The sequence below is a fragment of the Mycolicibacterium cosmeticum genome (assembly GCF_000613185.1).
In the GTDB taxonomy this organism is placed as follows: domain Bacteria; phylum Actinomycetota; class Actinomycetes; order Mycobacteriales; family Mycobacteriaceae; genus Mycobacterium; species Mycobacterium cosmeticum.
This window is the reverse complement of record NZ_CCBB010000001.1, coordinates 1278387-1292537: the sequence shown is the minus strand read 5'-3', so window position 1 is coordinate 1292537 and position 14151 is coordinate 1278387. Positions and strand designations below refer to the sequence as shown.

The 14151-nt window shown below is 69.4% G+C and carries 16 protein-coding genes; 10 read left to right on the top strand and 6 right to left on the bottom strand.

All coding sequences use genetic code 11. The features are described 5' to 3' along the window. Positions 1-99 precede the first annotated feature (99 nt). The 5 genes from BN977_RS06160 to BN977_RS06140 all read left to right on the top strand — a co-directional run bounded on the left by BN977_RS06160 (position 100) and on the right by BN977_RS06140 (position 3466). The gene (locus tag BN977_RS06160) at positions 100-489 is read left to right on the top strand and encodes a hypothetical protein (protein WP_024455807.1); all 390 of its coding nucleotides are present in this window, start codon (positions 100-102) and stop codon (positions 487-489) included. Between the two features lie 41 nt (positions 490-530). Next, positions 531-974 (top strand): SRPBCC family protein, encoded by a 444-nt coding sequence (locus tag BN977_RS06155; protein ID WP_024455808.1) that lies wholly within the window; start codon positions 531-533, stop codon positions 972-974. An 11-nt stretch (positions 975-985) separates the two neighbouring features. Continuing rightward, positions 986-2224 carry an ArsA family ATPase gene (locus BN977_RS06150; RefSeq protein WP_036396724.1) on the top strand — a complete coding sequence of 413 codons (1239 nt, stop codon included), beginning with the start codon at positions 986-988 and terminating at the stop codon, positions 2222-2224. Beyond that, positions 2212-2625, top strand: coding sequence for a hypothetical protein (locus BN977_RS06145; protein ID WP_051561100.1), 414 nt, complete (start codon positions 2212-2214; stop codon positions 2623-2625). Before BN977_RS06150 ends, BN977_RS06145 begins: the two co-directional genes overlap by 13 nt. A 169-nt stretch (positions 2626-2794) precedes the next feature. Continuing rightward, the gene (locus BN977_RS06140; protein WP_407661189.1) at positions 2795-3466 is read left to right on the top strand and encodes a lysophospholipid acyltransferase family protein; all 672 of its coding nucleotides are present in this window, start codon (positions 2795-2797) and stop codon (positions 3464-3466) included. Here the strand turns inward: BN977_RS06140 and BN977_RS06135 are convergent. Then, complete coding sequence (locus BN977_RS06135; RefSeq protein WP_036396722.1) at positions 3463-4737, bottom strand: glycosyltransferase 87 family protein; 1275 nt, start codon at positions 4735-4737, stop codon at positions 3463-3465. The two genes, BN977_RS06140 and BN977_RS06135, sit on opposite strands and share 4 nt — an antisense overlap. A 95-nt stretch (positions 4738-4832) precedes the next feature. On the opposite strand from BN977_RS06135, the gene BN977_RS06130 reads away from it, so the two are divergent. The 3 genes from BN977_RS06130 to BN977_RS06120 are packed head-to-tail and all read left to right on the top strand — an operon-like array spanning position 4833 to position 7654. After that, the gene (locus BN977_RS06130) at positions 4833-5705 is read left to right on the top strand and encodes a hypothetical protein (RefSeq protein WP_024455813.1); all 873 of its coding nucleotides are present in this window, start codon (positions 4833-4835) and stop codon (positions 5703-5705) included. Position 5706: 1 nt separating this feature from the next. Beyond that, positions 5707-6216: a polyadenylate-specific 3'-exoribonuclease AS gene (locus tag BN977_RS06125; protein ID WP_024455814.1), complete on the top strand. Its 510-nt coding sequence runs from the start codon at positions 5707-5709 to the stop codon at positions 6214-6216. A 52-nt stretch (positions 6217-6268) separates the two neighbouring features. Further along, positions 6269-7654 (top strand): class II 3-deoxy-7-phosphoheptulonate synthase, encoded by a 1386-nt coding sequence (locus BN977_RS06120; protein WP_024455815.1) that lies wholly within the window; start codon positions 6269-6271, stop codon positions 7652-7654. A 9-nt stretch (positions 7655-7663) separates the two neighbouring features. On the opposite strand, the gene BN977_RS06115 is transcribed toward BN977_RS06120, so the two are convergent. Then, entirely contained in the window at positions 7664-8875 is a 1212-nt protein-coding gene (locus tag BN977_RS06115) for a protein kinase domain-containing protein (RefSeq protein WP_036396720.1), read from the bottom strand. A 36-nt stretch (positions 8876-8911) separates the two neighbouring features. On the opposite strand from BN977_RS06115, the gene BN977_RS06110 reads away from it, so the two are divergent. Continuing rightward, positions 8912-9316, top strand: coding sequence for an Rv2175c family DNA-binding protein (locus BN977_RS06110; protein WP_024455817.1), 405 nt, complete (start codon positions 8912-8914; stop codon positions 9314-9316). 18 nt (positions 9317-9334) lie between these two features. Here BN977_RS06110 and BN977_RS06105 read toward each other — a convergent pair whose 3' ends face one another. The 4 genes from BN977_RS06105 to BN977_RS06090 all read right to left on the bottom strand — a co-directional run bounded on the left by BN977_RS06105 (position 9335) and on the right by BN977_RS06090 (position 13384). Next, the gene (locus BN977_RS06105; protein ID WP_051561098.1) at positions 9335-10882 is read right to left on the bottom strand and encodes an alpha-(1->6)-mannopyranosyltransferase A; all 1548 of its coding nucleotides are present in this window, start codon (positions 10880-10882) and stop codon (positions 9335-9337) included. Positions 10883-10886: 4 nt separating this feature from the next. Continuing rightward, positions 10887-11981, bottom strand: coding sequence for a bifunctional (2E,6E)-farnesyl/geranyl diphosphate synthase (gene idsA2, locus BN977_RS06100; RefSeq protein ID WP_036396719.1), 1095 nt, complete (start codon positions 11979-11981; stop codon positions 10887-10889). 73 nt (positions 11982-12054) lie between these two features. Further along, entirely contained in the window at positions 12055-12714 is a 660-nt protein-coding gene (locus tag BN977_RS06095) for an LppM family (lipo)protein (RefSeq protein ID WP_165576294.1), read from the bottom strand. Positions 12715-12718: 4 nt separating this feature from the next. Beyond that, positions 12719-13384, bottom strand: a complete 666-nt coding sequence (locus BN977_RS06090; protein ID WP_036396718.1) for a GNAT family N-acetyltransferase — start codon at positions 13382-13384, stop codon at positions 12719-12721. A gap of 246 nt (positions 13385-13630) precedes the next feature. Between BN977_RS06090 and BN977_RS06085 the strand changes: the two genes are divergently transcribed. After that, positions 13631-14032, top strand: coding sequence for an SCO2097 family morphological protein (locus tag BN977_RS06085; RefSeq protein ID WP_024455822.1), 402 nt, complete (start codon positions 13631-13633; stop codon positions 14030-14032). Positions 14033-14151 lie beyond the last annotated feature (119 nt).

The window sequence follows — 14151 nt, the reverse complement described above, 5'->3', positions numbered from 1 at the left end:
CCCCTCGTCAATGCTGGTGACGGATGTCTTGCGGCATCCGCCGGTCAGCCTAGTCGCCCGCCTCGGACCGGCGGTACCGCGTGTGTGATGCTGGCAGCCATGAACAGCGTGCAGATCTCCGACGAGACGTTCGTATGCGCGGATCCTGCCGATGTCGGGCGCGCGGTGAGCGACCCGGCGAGCTGGCGGCGGTGGTGGCCCGATCTGCGCCTGACCGTCGTCGAGGACCGCGGCCCGGCCGGGGTGCGCTGGACCGTCGCCGGCGCGCTGACCGGAACCATGGAGGTCTGGCTGGAGACCATGATGGACGGGGTCATCCTGCACTATTTCCTGCACGCCGAGCCGGCCGGTGCCAGCGCGCACGACCTGGCGCGGTTGGACCTGGCCAAGCTGAACCACACCCGTCGGGTGGCGGGCAAGCGGATGGCCTTCGAGGTCAAGACCCGTCTCGAGCAGCACCGGCCGGTCGGTGTGTCGCGGCTGTCCTGATAGCGCGCAGGGCGTTCGGCGGTGCGGGTACATTTCTGAGCGTGGCGGAGAAGACGGCGCAGACGATCTACATCGATGCCGATCCCTCGACGGTGATGGACGTGATCGCCGACATCGGCTCGTATCCGGAATGGGTGGCCGAGTACAAGGAAGCCGAGGTGCTCGACGCCGATGCCGCGGGCAACCCCAAGACGGCGCGCCTGGTGCTGGACGCGGCCGTGCTCAAGGACACCATGGTGTTGTCCTACCAGTGGCCGGCCGACCGTAAATCGGTGACCTGGACCCTGGTGTCGAGTTCGCTGCTGCGCGGCTTGGAGGGCGCATATCGGCTGTCGCCCAAGGGTTCTGGAACGGACGTCACCTACGAGTTGTCCGTCGACCTGCTCATCCCGATGATCGGCCTGCTCAAGCGCAAGGCCGAACGCCGGCTCACCGACACCGCGCTCAAAGACCTCAAGAAGCGAGTCGAGGTGGGTGTGAGCTGAATGGCGAGCAAGTGTCCGCACCCGCCCGCATCAGCCTGTTCGTCGGTAAGGGCGGGGTAGGCAAGTCGACGTTGGCGACCGCCACCGCGGTGCGTGCAGCACGCAGCGGCCAGCGGGTGCTGATCGTGTCGACCGACCAGGCGCACTCCACCGGCGACGTGCTCGGGGTGCCGGTCGCGCCGACCGGTACCAGGGCGCCGACCCGGGTGCTGGCCGATGTCGACACCGGCCACCTGGATGCGCTGGCGCTGGACACGCTGGCCGTGCTGGAGAACCGGTGGCGCGACGTGGCCGGGCCGCTGGCCGAGCGTTTCCCCGAGTCGGATCTGGGTGACGTTGCCCCGGAAGAACTTTCGGCCATGCCCGGCATCCAGGAGGTGCTCGGCCTGCACGAGGTGGGGGAGCTGGCCGACTCCGGCGACTGGGATCACGTGGTGGTCGACTGCGCGTCCACCGCCGACGCGTTGCGCATGCTCACCCTGCCCGCGACGTTCGGGCTGTACCTGGAGCGGATCTGGCCCCGGCACCGTCGGTTGTCCAGGCGCGGTGGCGATGCCGCATCGGAGGCGCTGGTCGCGCTGCTGGAACGGATCGCCGACGGTACCGACGCGCTTTCGGCGCTGCTCGCCGACGCCGAGCGGGTCAGCGCGCACCTGGTGCTCACCCCGGAGCGGGTGGTGGCGGCCGAGGCGATCCGCACCATCGGCTCGCTGACGCTGATGGGGGTGCGGGTGGCCGAGTTGCTGGTGAACCAGGTGCTGATCCAAGACGATTCGTACGAGTACACCAATCTGCCGGACCACCCCGCGTTCGACTGGTACACCGAGCGGATCGCCGAACAGCGCACCGTGCTCGACCAACTGGACGCCGCGATCGGCGATGTGCAGCTGGTGCTCGTGCCGCACCTGGCCGGCGAACCCATCGGGCCCAAGGCGCTGGCCGAGCTGCTCGCCCAGGCCCGGCGGCGCGACGGATCGCCCCCGCCCGGTCCGCTCAAGCCGGTGGTGGACCGCGAATCGGGAACTGGGCTCGAAGCGGTCTATCGGTTGCGGATACAGTTGCCGCAGGTGGACCCCGGCTCGTTGACACTGGGCCGGGTCGACGACGATCTGATCATCGGCTCCGGCGGAATGCGCCGCCGAGTCCGGTTGGCGTCGGTTTTGCGGCGCTGCATCGTGATGGACGCGCAATTGCGGGGTACCGAACTCACGGTGCGATTCCGCCCCGATCGAAAGGTATGGCCGCAGTGACAGGGGAAGGCCCAGATCCCGACGCCGCTCGGCGGCGGCATGCGGACGTGAGCCCCGAACTGCGGCAGTTGGCACAGGCCATCCTGGACCGGCTCGACCCCGCGGTGCGGTTGGCCGCCGCCCGGGCCGCCGCCGCCGGCGCCGGTGAGGGCAGGTGTCAGCAGGTCTGGTGCCCGGTGTGCGCGCTGGCGGCCCTGGTGGCCGGTGAACAGCATCCGCTGCTGTCGGTCATCGCCGAGCACAGCGTCGCGCTGCTGGCCATCGTGCGCGCCATGGTCGGCGAACCGGCGTCTGCCGGCCCACCGCCGCCGGATGGCACCCCGCCGCCACCGGCCGATGGTGAGCAGCCCCCCAAGGCGCCCGGCCGCTACGAATCGATCCGGGTCGACGTCGAGGACTGATCGGCCCCCGGGTCCATTCCCCGTCGCTGCGCTCGCCCCCGGGGGCCATTCCCCGTCAGACCTGCCATGTGGTCGTCGCAACAATGCGTGGGTAAAGTTGTCGCGGAACGCTGTCAAGGCGTGCGGCGCGGGAGGCAACGTGTTTTTCTGGTTCTACAAATACATCTTGATGGGCCCGCTGCTGCGTTTGCTCGGCAGGCCCAAAGTTCAAGGGCTGGAATACGTTCCGGACTCCGGCCCAGTCATCCTGGCCAGCAATCACCTGGCCGTCGCGGACAGCTTCTACCTGCCGCTGGTGGTGCGGCGCCGGATCACCTTCCTGGCCAAGGCCGAGTACTTCACCGGTACCGGGATCAAGGGCAAGCTCACCAAGTTCTTCTACTCGTCCACCGGCCAGGTCCCCATCGACCGCACCGATGCCGACTCGGCCCAGGCCGCCCTGCAGACCGCGCAGCGCATCCTTGCCCAGGGAAAGTTGCTCGGGATGTACCCGGAGGGCACCCGCTCGCCCGACGGCAGGCTTTACAAGGGCAAGACCGGGCTGGCGCGGATCGCGCTGGAAAGCGGCATCCCGGTGATTCCCGTCGCGATGATCGGAACCAACGTCGTCAACCCGCCGGGCGGCAAGATGTGGCATTTCGGCCGGGTCGAGGTGCGCTTCGGCAAGCCGATGGACTTCAGTCGGTTCGAGGGGCTGGCGGGTAACCGGTTCATCGAACGCGCCGTGATCGACGAGGTGATGTACGAACTGATGCGGCTGTCCGGTCAGGAGTACGTCGACCTGTACGCGGCCGACGTCAAAGAGGGCAAGACCCCGGCGCCGGTGGCCAAAGCGGGTTAACTCGCCGCGGCCGCGGGGGTATCCGAGGACTTGGGTGCCTTGGGCGCGTTACCGCCGACCGCGCCGCGCGCCGGTGCGGTGGCGCCGGCCACCGCGATGACGATCAGCGCCCACCACAGATAGGAACCGCCGGCCAGCTTGCGCCACAGCGAGGCCGCGGTCTCGTGGTGTTCGGGCAGCAGCGTGATCGGTGTCCACACCATCAGCGCCAGACCCGCCGCGCTGACGAGCAACAGTGCCAGTCGGCGCCGGCGGTACCCGACCACGGCGGTGACGATCACCGTCGGCAGCATCCACACCCAGTGGTGCGACCACGACACCGGCGAGACGACCAACCCGAACATGGCCACGCAGATCAGCGCCAGCACCGGCTCGCCACCGTCGGCCGCGTCGCCGCCGCGCTGCAGCAGCCGGTGCACCGCCCAGCCGGTCAGCGCCAGCACCACGCAGCAGGCCACCGCCCAGGGCAGGAAGCGCTGCTCCTCACCCAGGCCCAAGCGGGCCAGCGTGCCGGAGATGTTCTGGTTGGTGTTGAGCGTGGCCGTGCCGATGCGGTTGGTGTCGCGCAGCGTCTCGGTCCAGTACTCGCACGAATCCCGCCACGCCAGCGCGAAGCCCACCAGCGTCGCGGTGACCGCCGACAGCGCCGTCACCACCACCGCGCGCACATCGCGGCGGAGCACGAAGTACAGCAGGAACACCGCGGGGGTCAGTTTGACGGCGATGGCCAGGCCGAGCAGCAGGCCGCGCGGCCACGGTGTCCGCCTCGGCACGCAGTCGGCGATCACCAGCGTCATCAACACCACGTTGATCTGGCCGAACGCGAAGTTGGACCGGATCGGCTCCAGGTACACGACGGCGGGTGCCACCAGCGCCGCGGCCAGCCAGGCGCGCTGCTGCCAGGTGGCCGCGACCTGCAGCCGGGTCAACACGATGGCCACCGACGCGATCAGCAGCACCAGCGTGGTCGCGGTGATCGCCGCGCTGGCGGCGGGCAGGGTGAGCCAGGCGAACGGGGCGAACGCGATCGCCGCCAGCGGCGGGTAGGTGAACGGCAGGTCGAGGCCGGCCTGGGTCTGGAATTTGGTGCTGTCGGCGTACAGCGGGGTGCCGTCCAACCAGGCCCGCCCGCCCATCCGGTAGACGTCGATGTCGATGCGGTACGGCGCGTGGCCGAGCAACCGCCAGCCCGCCCAGGCCAGGCCCGCCAGGGTCAGCAGCTGGAACAACCGCCATGCCACGGTCGTCCGTAAACCCGCCTGAGTGCCCATTTCGCCGACCAGCCTATCGGTGTGGCCCGGCACGCCGACCGGCGCGGGACGCCTGGTGACGCGTTCGGGTTGCTGGTCGGCGTATGTTCTCGACCGTGCACCTGCGCGTCCAGTTCGACTTCGTCACCGGCGATCGCCTGCCGCTGCTGTGCTGCCTGATCGCATTCATCCTCACGTTCTTCCTGACCCGCCTCATCGTCCGGTACATCCGCAGCCATCCCGCCGGCGACGCGCCGCGCAAGTGGTGGCAACCGCGCAATCTCTCGGTCGGCGGTGGCGTCCACCTGCACCACGCGGTCATCGGAGTGATCCTGGTGATGGTTTCCGGAGTGTCCATGGTGACCCTTGCGGTAAACGGTGGTGTGCCGGAATTCACGGTGGCCGCGGTGTTCTTCGGGATCGGCGCGGCACTGGTGCTCGACGAGTTCGCGCTGATCCTGCACCTGCAGGACGTGTACTGGGCCGAGGACGGCCGCACCTCGGTGGACGCGGTGTTCGTCGCGATCGCGGTGGCCGGACTGCTGGTGCTGGGGTTCAACCCGCTGTCCTTCTTCGACATCGGCATCTGGCGGGCCGACGACACCTGGCAGGCGCGGTCCGTGGTGATCGCCGTGGCTGTGCTGACGCTGGCCCTTGCGGTGGTGGTGCTGCTCAAGGGCAAGGTGTGGACCGGTCTGGTCGGCATGTTCATCACGCCGCTGCTGTTCCTCGGCGCGATCCGGTTGTCCCGCCCGCACGCGCCGTGGGCGCGCTGGCGCTACACCAGCCGGCCGCGCAAGATGCACAAGGCGCTGGAGCGGGAGCGGCGGCTGCGCCGACCGGTGGTCCAGGCCAAGCTGTGGGTGCAGCACGTGGTCGCCGGTGAACCGCATTTCCCGGACGACGTGTTGGTCAACGAGGAACTGGATCGCGAGATCCATGCCGCGCCGGCGCCCGCCGCGCCGGGGGCAAGCAAGGGGGGCCGCTGAGTTGCGCTATTTCTACGACACCGAATTCATCGACAACGGCCGCACCATCGAGCTCATCTCGATCGGGGTGGTGGCCGAGGACGGTCGCGAGTATTACGCGATCTCAACGGAATTCGACCCGGACCGGGCCGGCAGCTGGGTACGCAAGAACGTGCTGCCCAAGCTGCCGTCGCCGTCGTCGAAGCTGTGGCGCTCGCGCCGGCAGATCCGGTCGGACCTGGAGGACTTCTTCGATATCGACGGTGACGAGCCCATCGAGCTGTGGGCCTGGGTGGGCGCCTACGACCACGTCGTGCTCTGTCAGCTGTGGGGCCCGATGACCGACCTGCCGCCGGCCATGCCGCGCTTCACCAGGGAGCTGCGCCAGCTCTGGGAGGACCGCGGCAACCCGCGGATGCCACCGCGGCCCACCGATTCGCACGACGCCCTGGTCGACGCGCGGCACAACCTGCGCCGCTACCGGTTGATGGCCGCCGACGATCGGGAGGGGGACTGGGCGGTACGGGCCTGAGCTGCGGGTATGGCCGGTCAAATCGGCCCGGTGGCGCGGTTACCATAGAGCGGTGAACTGGACCGTCGACGTACCCATCGACCAACTACCGGATCTGCCGCCGCTCCCCGAGGACCTGCGCCACCGGCTCGACGCCGCCCTGGCCAAGCCGGCGCTGCAGCAGCCCAGCTGGGACGCCGGCCAGGCCAAGGCGATGCGGACGGTGCTGGAGAGCGTGCCGCCGATCACCGTCCCGAGCGAGATCGAGAAGTTGAAGGTGCAGCTGGCGGCCGTCGCGCGCGGTGAGGCCTTCCTGCTGCAGGGCGGCGACTGCGCCGAGACGTTCGTCGACAACACCGAACCGCACATCCGCGCCAACATCCGCACCCTGCTGCAGATGGCGGTGGTGCTGACCTACGGGGCCAGCCTGCCGGTGGTGAAGGTCGCCCGGATCGCCGGCCAGTACGCCAAGCCGCGGTCCTCCGATATCGATGCGCTGGGGTTGAAGTCCTACCGCGGCGACATGATCAACGGTTTCGCCCCGGACGCCGCGGTGCGCGATCACGACCCGTCCCGACTGGTACGGGCGTACGCCAATGCCAGCGCCGCGATGAACCTGGTGCGGGCGCTGACCTCGTCGGGCATGGCGTCGCTGCAGAAGGTGCACGACTGGAACCGCGAGTTCGTCCGCACCTCGCCCGCCGGCGCGCGGTACGAGGCGCTGGCCGGCGAGATCGACCGCGGGCTGCGCTTCATGAGCGCCTGCGGCGTCGACGACCGCAACCTGCAGACCGCCGAGATCTTCGCCAGCCACGAGGCCCTGGTCCTCGACTACGAGCGCGCCCTGCTGCGGTTGTCCACCGAGTTCGACGAGCCGCGGCTGTACGACCTGTCCGCGCACTACGTCTGGATCGGGGAGCGGACCCGGCAACTGGACGGCGCGCACATCGCGTTCGTGGAGACCATCGCCAACCCGATCGGCATCAAGATCGGCCCCACCACGTCGCCCGAGCTGGCCGTCGAGTACGTCGAGCGCCTCGACCCGCACAACGAGGCGGGCCGGCTCACCCTGGTCAGCCGGATGGGCAACCAGAAGGTGCGCGACGCGCTGCCGCCGATCATCGAGAAGGTGCAGGCCTCCGGGCATCAGGTGATCTGGCAGTGCGATCCGATGCACGGCAACACCCACGAGTCCTCCACCGGGTACAAGACCCGGCACTTCGACCGCATCGTCGACGAGGTGCAGGGCTTCTTCGAGGTGCACCACGCGCTGGGCACCCACCCGGGCGGCATCCACGTGGAGATCACCGGTGAGAACGTCACCGAATGCCTCGGCGGCGCGCAGGACATCTCCGACGACGATCTGGCCGGCCGGTACGAGACGGCCTGCGACCCGCGGCTGAACACCCAGCAGTCACTGGAGTTGGCGTTCCTGGTCGCCGAAATGCTCCGCGGCTGACCCGCAGCGTCAGTGCAACAACCCCGGCAGGTTGTTGCCCAGCGTCCACGCACCGGCCGCGATCAACCCGGTCAGGGTGAGCAGCACCAGCACCCAGACCGCCAGCGTGCGCCTGGCCCGCTGCCGCGCCCAGTCGAACTCGTCGAAGTCGATTCCGGCGAATTGCTCTGGCACCGGCTGATATTCGGGCTCGGTCTCCGGCTCGGCCAATGCACCGTCGAGATCCTCGACGAAGTCGGCCCCGTACTCGCGAGTGGGATTGGGCACCCGCTCGGTGCGTACCCGGCTGTTGAACAGGGTGGCCGCCCGGTGCTGCGCCGACTGCCGGGGTGCGGGCACCCGGAACGGCGGCAGCCCGAGCTCGTCGATGGCGTCGGCCAGCGCGTCGGCCAGTTCACCGGCGTCGGCATACCGCCCGGCCGGGTCGCGGTCGGTGGCGCGGGCCACCAGGTCGTCGAATTGCCGCGGCACCCCGGCGATCCCGGCGCTCGGCGGCGGCACATCCTGATCCATCCGCTGATAGGCCACCGACAGCGCGGTGTCGCCGGTGAACGGCGTGCGCCCGGTCAGCAGTTCGTAGGCCAGCACCCCGACGGCGTACACGTCGCTGCGCGGGGTGGCCTCCCCGGTGCCGACCTGTTCGGGGGACAGGTACGCCGCGGTGCCCAGAATGACGCTGGTCGAGGTGATCCCGGCTTCGGCGACGGCACGCACCAGACCGAAATCGGCGATCTTGACCTCGCCGTCGTCGGAGATCAGGACGTTCTCCGGCTTGATGTCGCGGTGCACCAGCCCGGCGGCGTGCGCCACCGCCAGTCCGCTGCACAGCGGGGCGAGCACCGCGGCCACCGCGTGCGGCGGCATGGGACCGCGCTCGTTGAGCAGCTCACGCAGCGTGCCGCCCTCGATCAGTTCCATCACCAGAAACGGCGCCGGCTCCCCGAACCCGCCGCCGCCCTGGTCGTACACGGCGACCAGGGCCGGATGCTTCAGCCGTGCGACTGCCTTGGCCTCGCGCTCGAACCGGGTCAGGAACTGTTGGTCCCCGGCGTAGCGGGAATCCATCACCTTCAGCGCGACCGGCCGGTCCAGCCGGATGTCGAGGCCGCGGTACACCGTGGACATGCCACCGGAGGCGATCGGCGCGTCCACCCGGTAGCGGCGGTCCAGCAGAGTGCCGACGAGCGGGTCCGCGCGCTGGTAGGTGTCCACCGAACACATGGTACGAGAGGTGCTCGCAGCCTTAGACTCTGTGCGGTGAGCAGTATTCCGGCGGCCGACGACGTCTTGGACCCCGAAGAATCCGTTTATGACCTGGCCGCGGTGTCGGCCCTTCTCCGCATCCCGGTGACCAAGGTGCAGCAGCAGCTGCGCGACGGGCACCTGGTGGGTGTCCGGCGGAACGGGGCGGTGGTGGTGCCCAAGATCTTCTTCGACGACACCGGGCACGTCGTCAAACCGCTGCCCGGGCTGTTGGTGGTGCTGCAGGACGGCGGCTACCACGAGACCGAGATCGTGCGGTGGTTGTTCACACCGGATCCGTCGCTGACGATCAGCCGGGACGGCAGCACCGAACGGCAGACCAACGCCCGGCCGGTGGACGCCCTGCACTCACATCAGGCCCGCGAGGTCATCCGGCGGGCTCAGGCGATGGCTTACTGACGGCTCGGCCGTCGTGGCCTATTGACGGCTCGGCCGTCGTGGCCTACTGACGGCTCGGCCGTCGGGTGCCTTCGCCAGCAGATACCAGGCGCCCACCGCGCACGCGGTGGCCAGGCCCACGTGGATCCACGAGTACATGCCGTGTGAGCCATCGGGTTTGAAGATCACCATGATCCAGGTCGAGAAACCGGCGATCAGGGCGATCGCCGACCGCGACTGGGCCAGCGCCGACACCACCGCCAGCGGCCAGGTGTAGTACCAGGGCAGCGCCGCGGGCACGAACAGCACCACGACGAGCATCGCCAGCGCGATACCGGTGAGCGCCTCCCGGTCGTCGTGCCGGAAGCGCCACCACAGCAGCGGCAGGCTGATGGCGATCACCGCGACGCCGATGATCCGGGTGATGTCCAGCACGGCGTAGAAGTTCACCGTGCCGAACAGCCCACCGACGGTGTTGATGACGTTGGCGATCGCCGTCGGGACGGTCAGCCAGTTGATGATCTTCACCGACCCGGCCAGCGCGGTCAGCCAGCCCAGCCCCACCCCGGCCAGCCAGGACAGCACCGCGAACACCGCCACGAAGATCGCCGCCGAGGCGGCCGTCGCCATGGCGAACGCCTTCACCGGACCGTGGTGGTGCCGCTCGCGCAGCTGCCGGGTCCAGACCCACACCATGAACGGCAACGCGATTCCCGCGGTGGCCTTCACCGCCACCGCGATCGCGATCAGGCTCACACCCCACACCGGGCGGCCGCCGAAGGTCAGCGCGATGGCGGCCATCATCAGGCCGACCATCAGCATCTCGTTGTGCACCCCACCCATCAAATGGATGATCACCAGCGGGTTGAGCACGCAGATCCACAGGGCCACCGCGCCGTTGGCGCCGACATGGCGCGCCACCCGGGGAGCCGCCCAGATCAGCAGGGCCAGGCCCGGCAGCATGCACAACCGCAGTAGCATGGTGCCCTCGACGACGTGGTTGCCGACGATCATCGTGACGAATTTGGCGACCAGGATGAAGGCCGGCCCGTACGGCGCGGTGGTGGTGGTCCAGATGGGGGAGACGTTGTCCAGCAACGAGTTCGGGTTGTCGACGGGGCCGACGACGTACGGGTCGAAACCGTCGCGCAGCAGGGCGCCCTGGGCCAGATACGAATAGGTGTCGCGGCTGAACACCGGCACGCTCAGCAGCAGCGGGGTCAGCCAGAACGCCGTCGTGGCCAGCATCGTGTACTCCGACACGCCACCGGTCCGGTCTATCACCCGCCGGCCCAGGCCCAGCCAGGCGATGAGCATCAGCGCGACGCCACCCCACAGCAGCACCGACGACAGCACCAGGCCGTGACCGAACCGCAGCCAGGACAGGTGCAGCGATTCCAGCAGCGGGTCGTGCAGCCGGGTACTGCCGGCGCCGAGGCCCCCCGCGGTGATCATCACGGCGCCCAGAAAGCCCAGCCGGGCCGGGCCGCCCTCGGGCGAGGCCGCGAACGCCACCAGTCGGGCCAGCTGGCGGCGCAGCGCGTCGGCCGGGCCGCCGTGCGCCGGGATCGCCGTCGGGGTGGTCATGCTCCTAAGCGGACCGGTTGGAGGCCAGGCCCGCCAGTTCGGCCAGGCCGATCTTGGCGTGCGGGTCGATCGGTGCGGCGCCCAGCGCGTCGAGCGCCCGGCGGTTGAGGGTGTCGATGCGGTCCTCGACCGCGGCGAGCGCGCCGACCGCCTCGATGACCAGGCACAGTTCGCGCACCTGCGCGTCGGACAGTTCCGTCCCGATCGAGGTGCGCAGCAGTTTGGCGGCCACCGGATCGGATTTCTCGGCCAGCTCGACGGCCTCGGCCAGCAGCACGGTCCGTTTGCCGGACCGGAGGTCGTCGCCGGACGGCTTGCCGGTGACCGCGGGATCGCCGAACACCCCGAGCACGTCGTCGCGCAGCTGGAAGGCCACCCCCAGATCGGTGCCCACCTGGTGGAAGATGGCCTGCACGTCCGGGCGGTCGGCGGCGGCGGCCGCGCCCAGCTGCAGCGGCCGCGACACCGTGTACGAGGCGGTCTTGTAGGTGTTGACGGTCATCGCCGAGGCCACCGAGTCCGCCCCGCTGGATTCGGCCACGATGTCCAGGAACTGGCCGCCGAGCACTTCGGTGCGGATGTCCGACCACACCTTCTGCACCCGGGCGTGCGCCGGCACGGACAGGTCGGCGGTGGCGACGATGTCGTCGGCCCACACCAGCGACAGGTCGCCGAGCAGGATGGCGGCGGACAGCCCGAACTGTTCGCTGGAGCCGTGCCAGTCGTGGCTGCGGTGCAGCTCGGTGAAATGCCGGTGCACGGTCGGCAGGCCGCGCCTGGTCGCCGAGGCGTCGATGACGTCGTCGTGCACCAGCGCGCAGGCGTGCAGCAGTTCCAGCGCCGAGAACAGCCGCAGCGCCTTGGGATCGTCGACGTCGGGATCGCGGTCCTCGCCCGCCACCGCGCGCCAGCCCCAGTAGGCGAACAACGGTCTGATCCGTTTGCCGCCGCGCAGGACGAACTCCTCGAGTGCCGCGGTCAGCTCGGCGTATTCCGGGCCGATGTACGCGCAGGCCTGCCGCCGCTCGGACAGGTAGGTACGCAACTGGCCGAGAACGGCGTCGACCAGTTGAACTGCTGATGGTGCCGCTGTATCCACGGTCAGCGGGCGCCCCTTTCTCCTGCCCCGAATTCGGCCCCGACGGGCCCCAGCCTAAAGCGTAGGTAGCCGATCAGCTCGCATCGCCCACCTTGGGTGACTGGTCGCGGGCCATCCAGGCGACCGCGCCGATGATCCCGGCCACGATGAACGATCCGACGGTGAGCCAGATGGCCGCGCCGGTGAACGACCGGGCGCTCGGGTCGGTATAGCGGGCCTGGGCGTTCATGGTGGTCACCACGCCCGGCTTGAGCTTCCATTCGACGACATCGCTGGAGACCTGGTCGCCGTTGGTCGAGGTGACCTCGCCGGGGAACGACACGCTCATCGACACGTCGGCGTCGGGGTCGTTGAGCGTGGTCAGGTCGACCCGGCCCTCCAGGATCACCAGTTCCCCGGCGCGCCGCAGGGAGATGTCCACCCCGGCGGCGTCCCGGTTCATGTTGGCCAGCTGCGGCAGCTCGGCGAAGGTGAGATCGGAAAACACCGCCTGCGAGCCGACATAATCGCCGCGGTCGTACTCGGAGATGGCCACCTTGTTGCTGAACGGCAGCGTGTTGAGCAGCTGCGGACCCTTGTCGTCGGCGTTGCGGGCCTTGGCCGCGGCCACGATCTGTCCGGACACCCGGTCGTCGGGGGAGACCGTGATCGAGGTGCGCACCCGCACGCAGCCGACGGCCAGCGGCGTGAGGATCAGCAGCAGCAGGACCAGGGCTCGGAGGCGGCGCGGCACCCGGTCATCGTGCCAGATCGGGGCCGTCGAGCGGCAGTGACCGGCCCAGGATCGCGAACGCGCGGGGATCCCCCGCGAAGTGGTAGTCGCGGATGACATCGGTGAACCCGAGCCGACGGTAGAGCCGCCAGGCCCGGTTGGCCTCGCCGTTGATCTCGGGCGTGGACAGCAGCACGTGGGTCTCGGCCCGGCCCGACAGCAGCCGGCGCACCAGGGCTTCGCCCAGCCCGCGGCCCTGCGCGCGGGGGTGGATGTGCAGCTCGGTGAGCTCGAAATAGCTCGACATCAGGGCGGCGACGTGGGCCTGGTCGGTGCCGATCCGGCGCAGTCCCTGCACCACCTGCTGCTGCCACCACTGGTCGGGCGCACCGCAGTAGCCGTAGGCGACGCCGACGAGGTCGCCGGCGTCGAGGTCGGCGGTGCCGACGGTTTTACTGAGGTCCGCGGTGCGGACGGTTTTACCGGGGTCGGGGGTTTTGCCGAGGTCGGCGGTGGTGTCGATCACCGCGACACCCTTCCAGCCGGGGCGCCGGCTGTGCTCCAGCCACATCGAGGCGCGCTGGCCCTCGGTGCCGCGCGGATAGCGCATGGCGTCGACGTACACCGAGAGCGCCTCGTTCAGCCGCCGCTCCATCGCGGCAGGCGACAGATCCACCAGATACGTCGCCAACGGGTGCCCTTCGGGTATGCGTGCGTTCGGACCCTTTCATTATCGGATGTGGCCCCGCTTCGCCGGCCGGGAGGGCTTTCGTGGCAGACGTCATACAGTGGACGTCGGACAATCGTGGGCCAAGTAGGTGGTACGGGTCAGATCGACCTCGTATCATGGTTATTAAGCGTCCGTACTTGCGGACGTAAGACTTTGACGACACGGCCGCGGCTGCAACGACGCTGCATCGATCCTGAGGAGGGACGGATGCCACTCTCCGATCATGAGCAGCGCATGCTCGACCAGATCGAGAGTGCGCTGTATGCCGAAGACCCCAAGTTCGCTTCCAGCGTCCGGGGTGGCACGTTGCGCGCTCCGTCGACCCGTCGTCGCCTGCAGGGCGCGGCGCTGTTCGTGATCGGCCTGGCCCTGCTGGTGTCGGGTGTGGCGTTCAAGGCCACCATGATCGGCAGCTTCCCGGTCCTGTCGGTGATCGGCTTCATCGTGATGTTCGGCGGCGTGGTGTTCGCGGTCACCGGACCGCGGGTGGCCGGCCCCGTCGACAAGTCCGCTCCGTCCGGCGGCCCGGCCCGCGGCAAGCGCGGCCGCAGCGGCGGCTCGTTCACCACTCGGATGGAGGACCGCTTCCGGCGTCGCTTCGACGAGTGACACCCGTCCACCTGAGGGGCAGTTCCGCAAGGGACTGCCCCTTTTTTGTGCGCGTGTCGGCCGGGGTAGGGCCTGCCGTGTTCTGGTGCCCCACTTTGCCCCACCCGGCCACCATCTGC

Excerpts from the sequence above, each read along its gene's own strand:
- BN977_RS06085 (WP_024455822.1), top strand. The coding sequence starts at position 13,631 with ATGCCACTCTCCGATCATGAGCAGCGCATGCTCGACCAGATCGAGAGT.
- BN977_RS06135 (WP_036396722.1), bottom strand. The coding sequence starts at position 4,737 with ATGGGCACTCAGGCGGGTTTACGGACGACCGTGGCATGGCGGTTGTTC.
- BN977_RS06115 (WP_036396720.1), bottom strand. The coding sequence starts at position 8,875 with ATGTGTTCGGTGGACACCTACCAGCGCGCGGACCCGCTCGTCGGCACT.
- BN977_RS06160 (WP_024455807.1), top strand. The coding sequence starts at position 100 with ATGAACAGCGTGCAGATCTCCGACGAGACGTTCGTATGCGCGGATCCT.
- BN977_RS06105 (WP_051561098.1), bottom strand. The coding sequence starts at position 10,882 with ATGACCACCCCGACGGCGATCCCGGCGCACGGCGGCCCGGCCGACGCG.
- BN977_RS06140 (WP_407661189.1), top strand. The coding sequence starts at position 2,795 with ATGGGCCCGCTGCTGCGTTTGCTCGGCAGGCCCAAAGTTCAAGGGCTG.
- BN977_RS06145 (WP_051561100.1), top strand. The coding sequence starts at position 2,212 with ATGGCCGCAGTGACAGGGGAAGGCCCAGATCCCGACGCCGCTCGGCGG.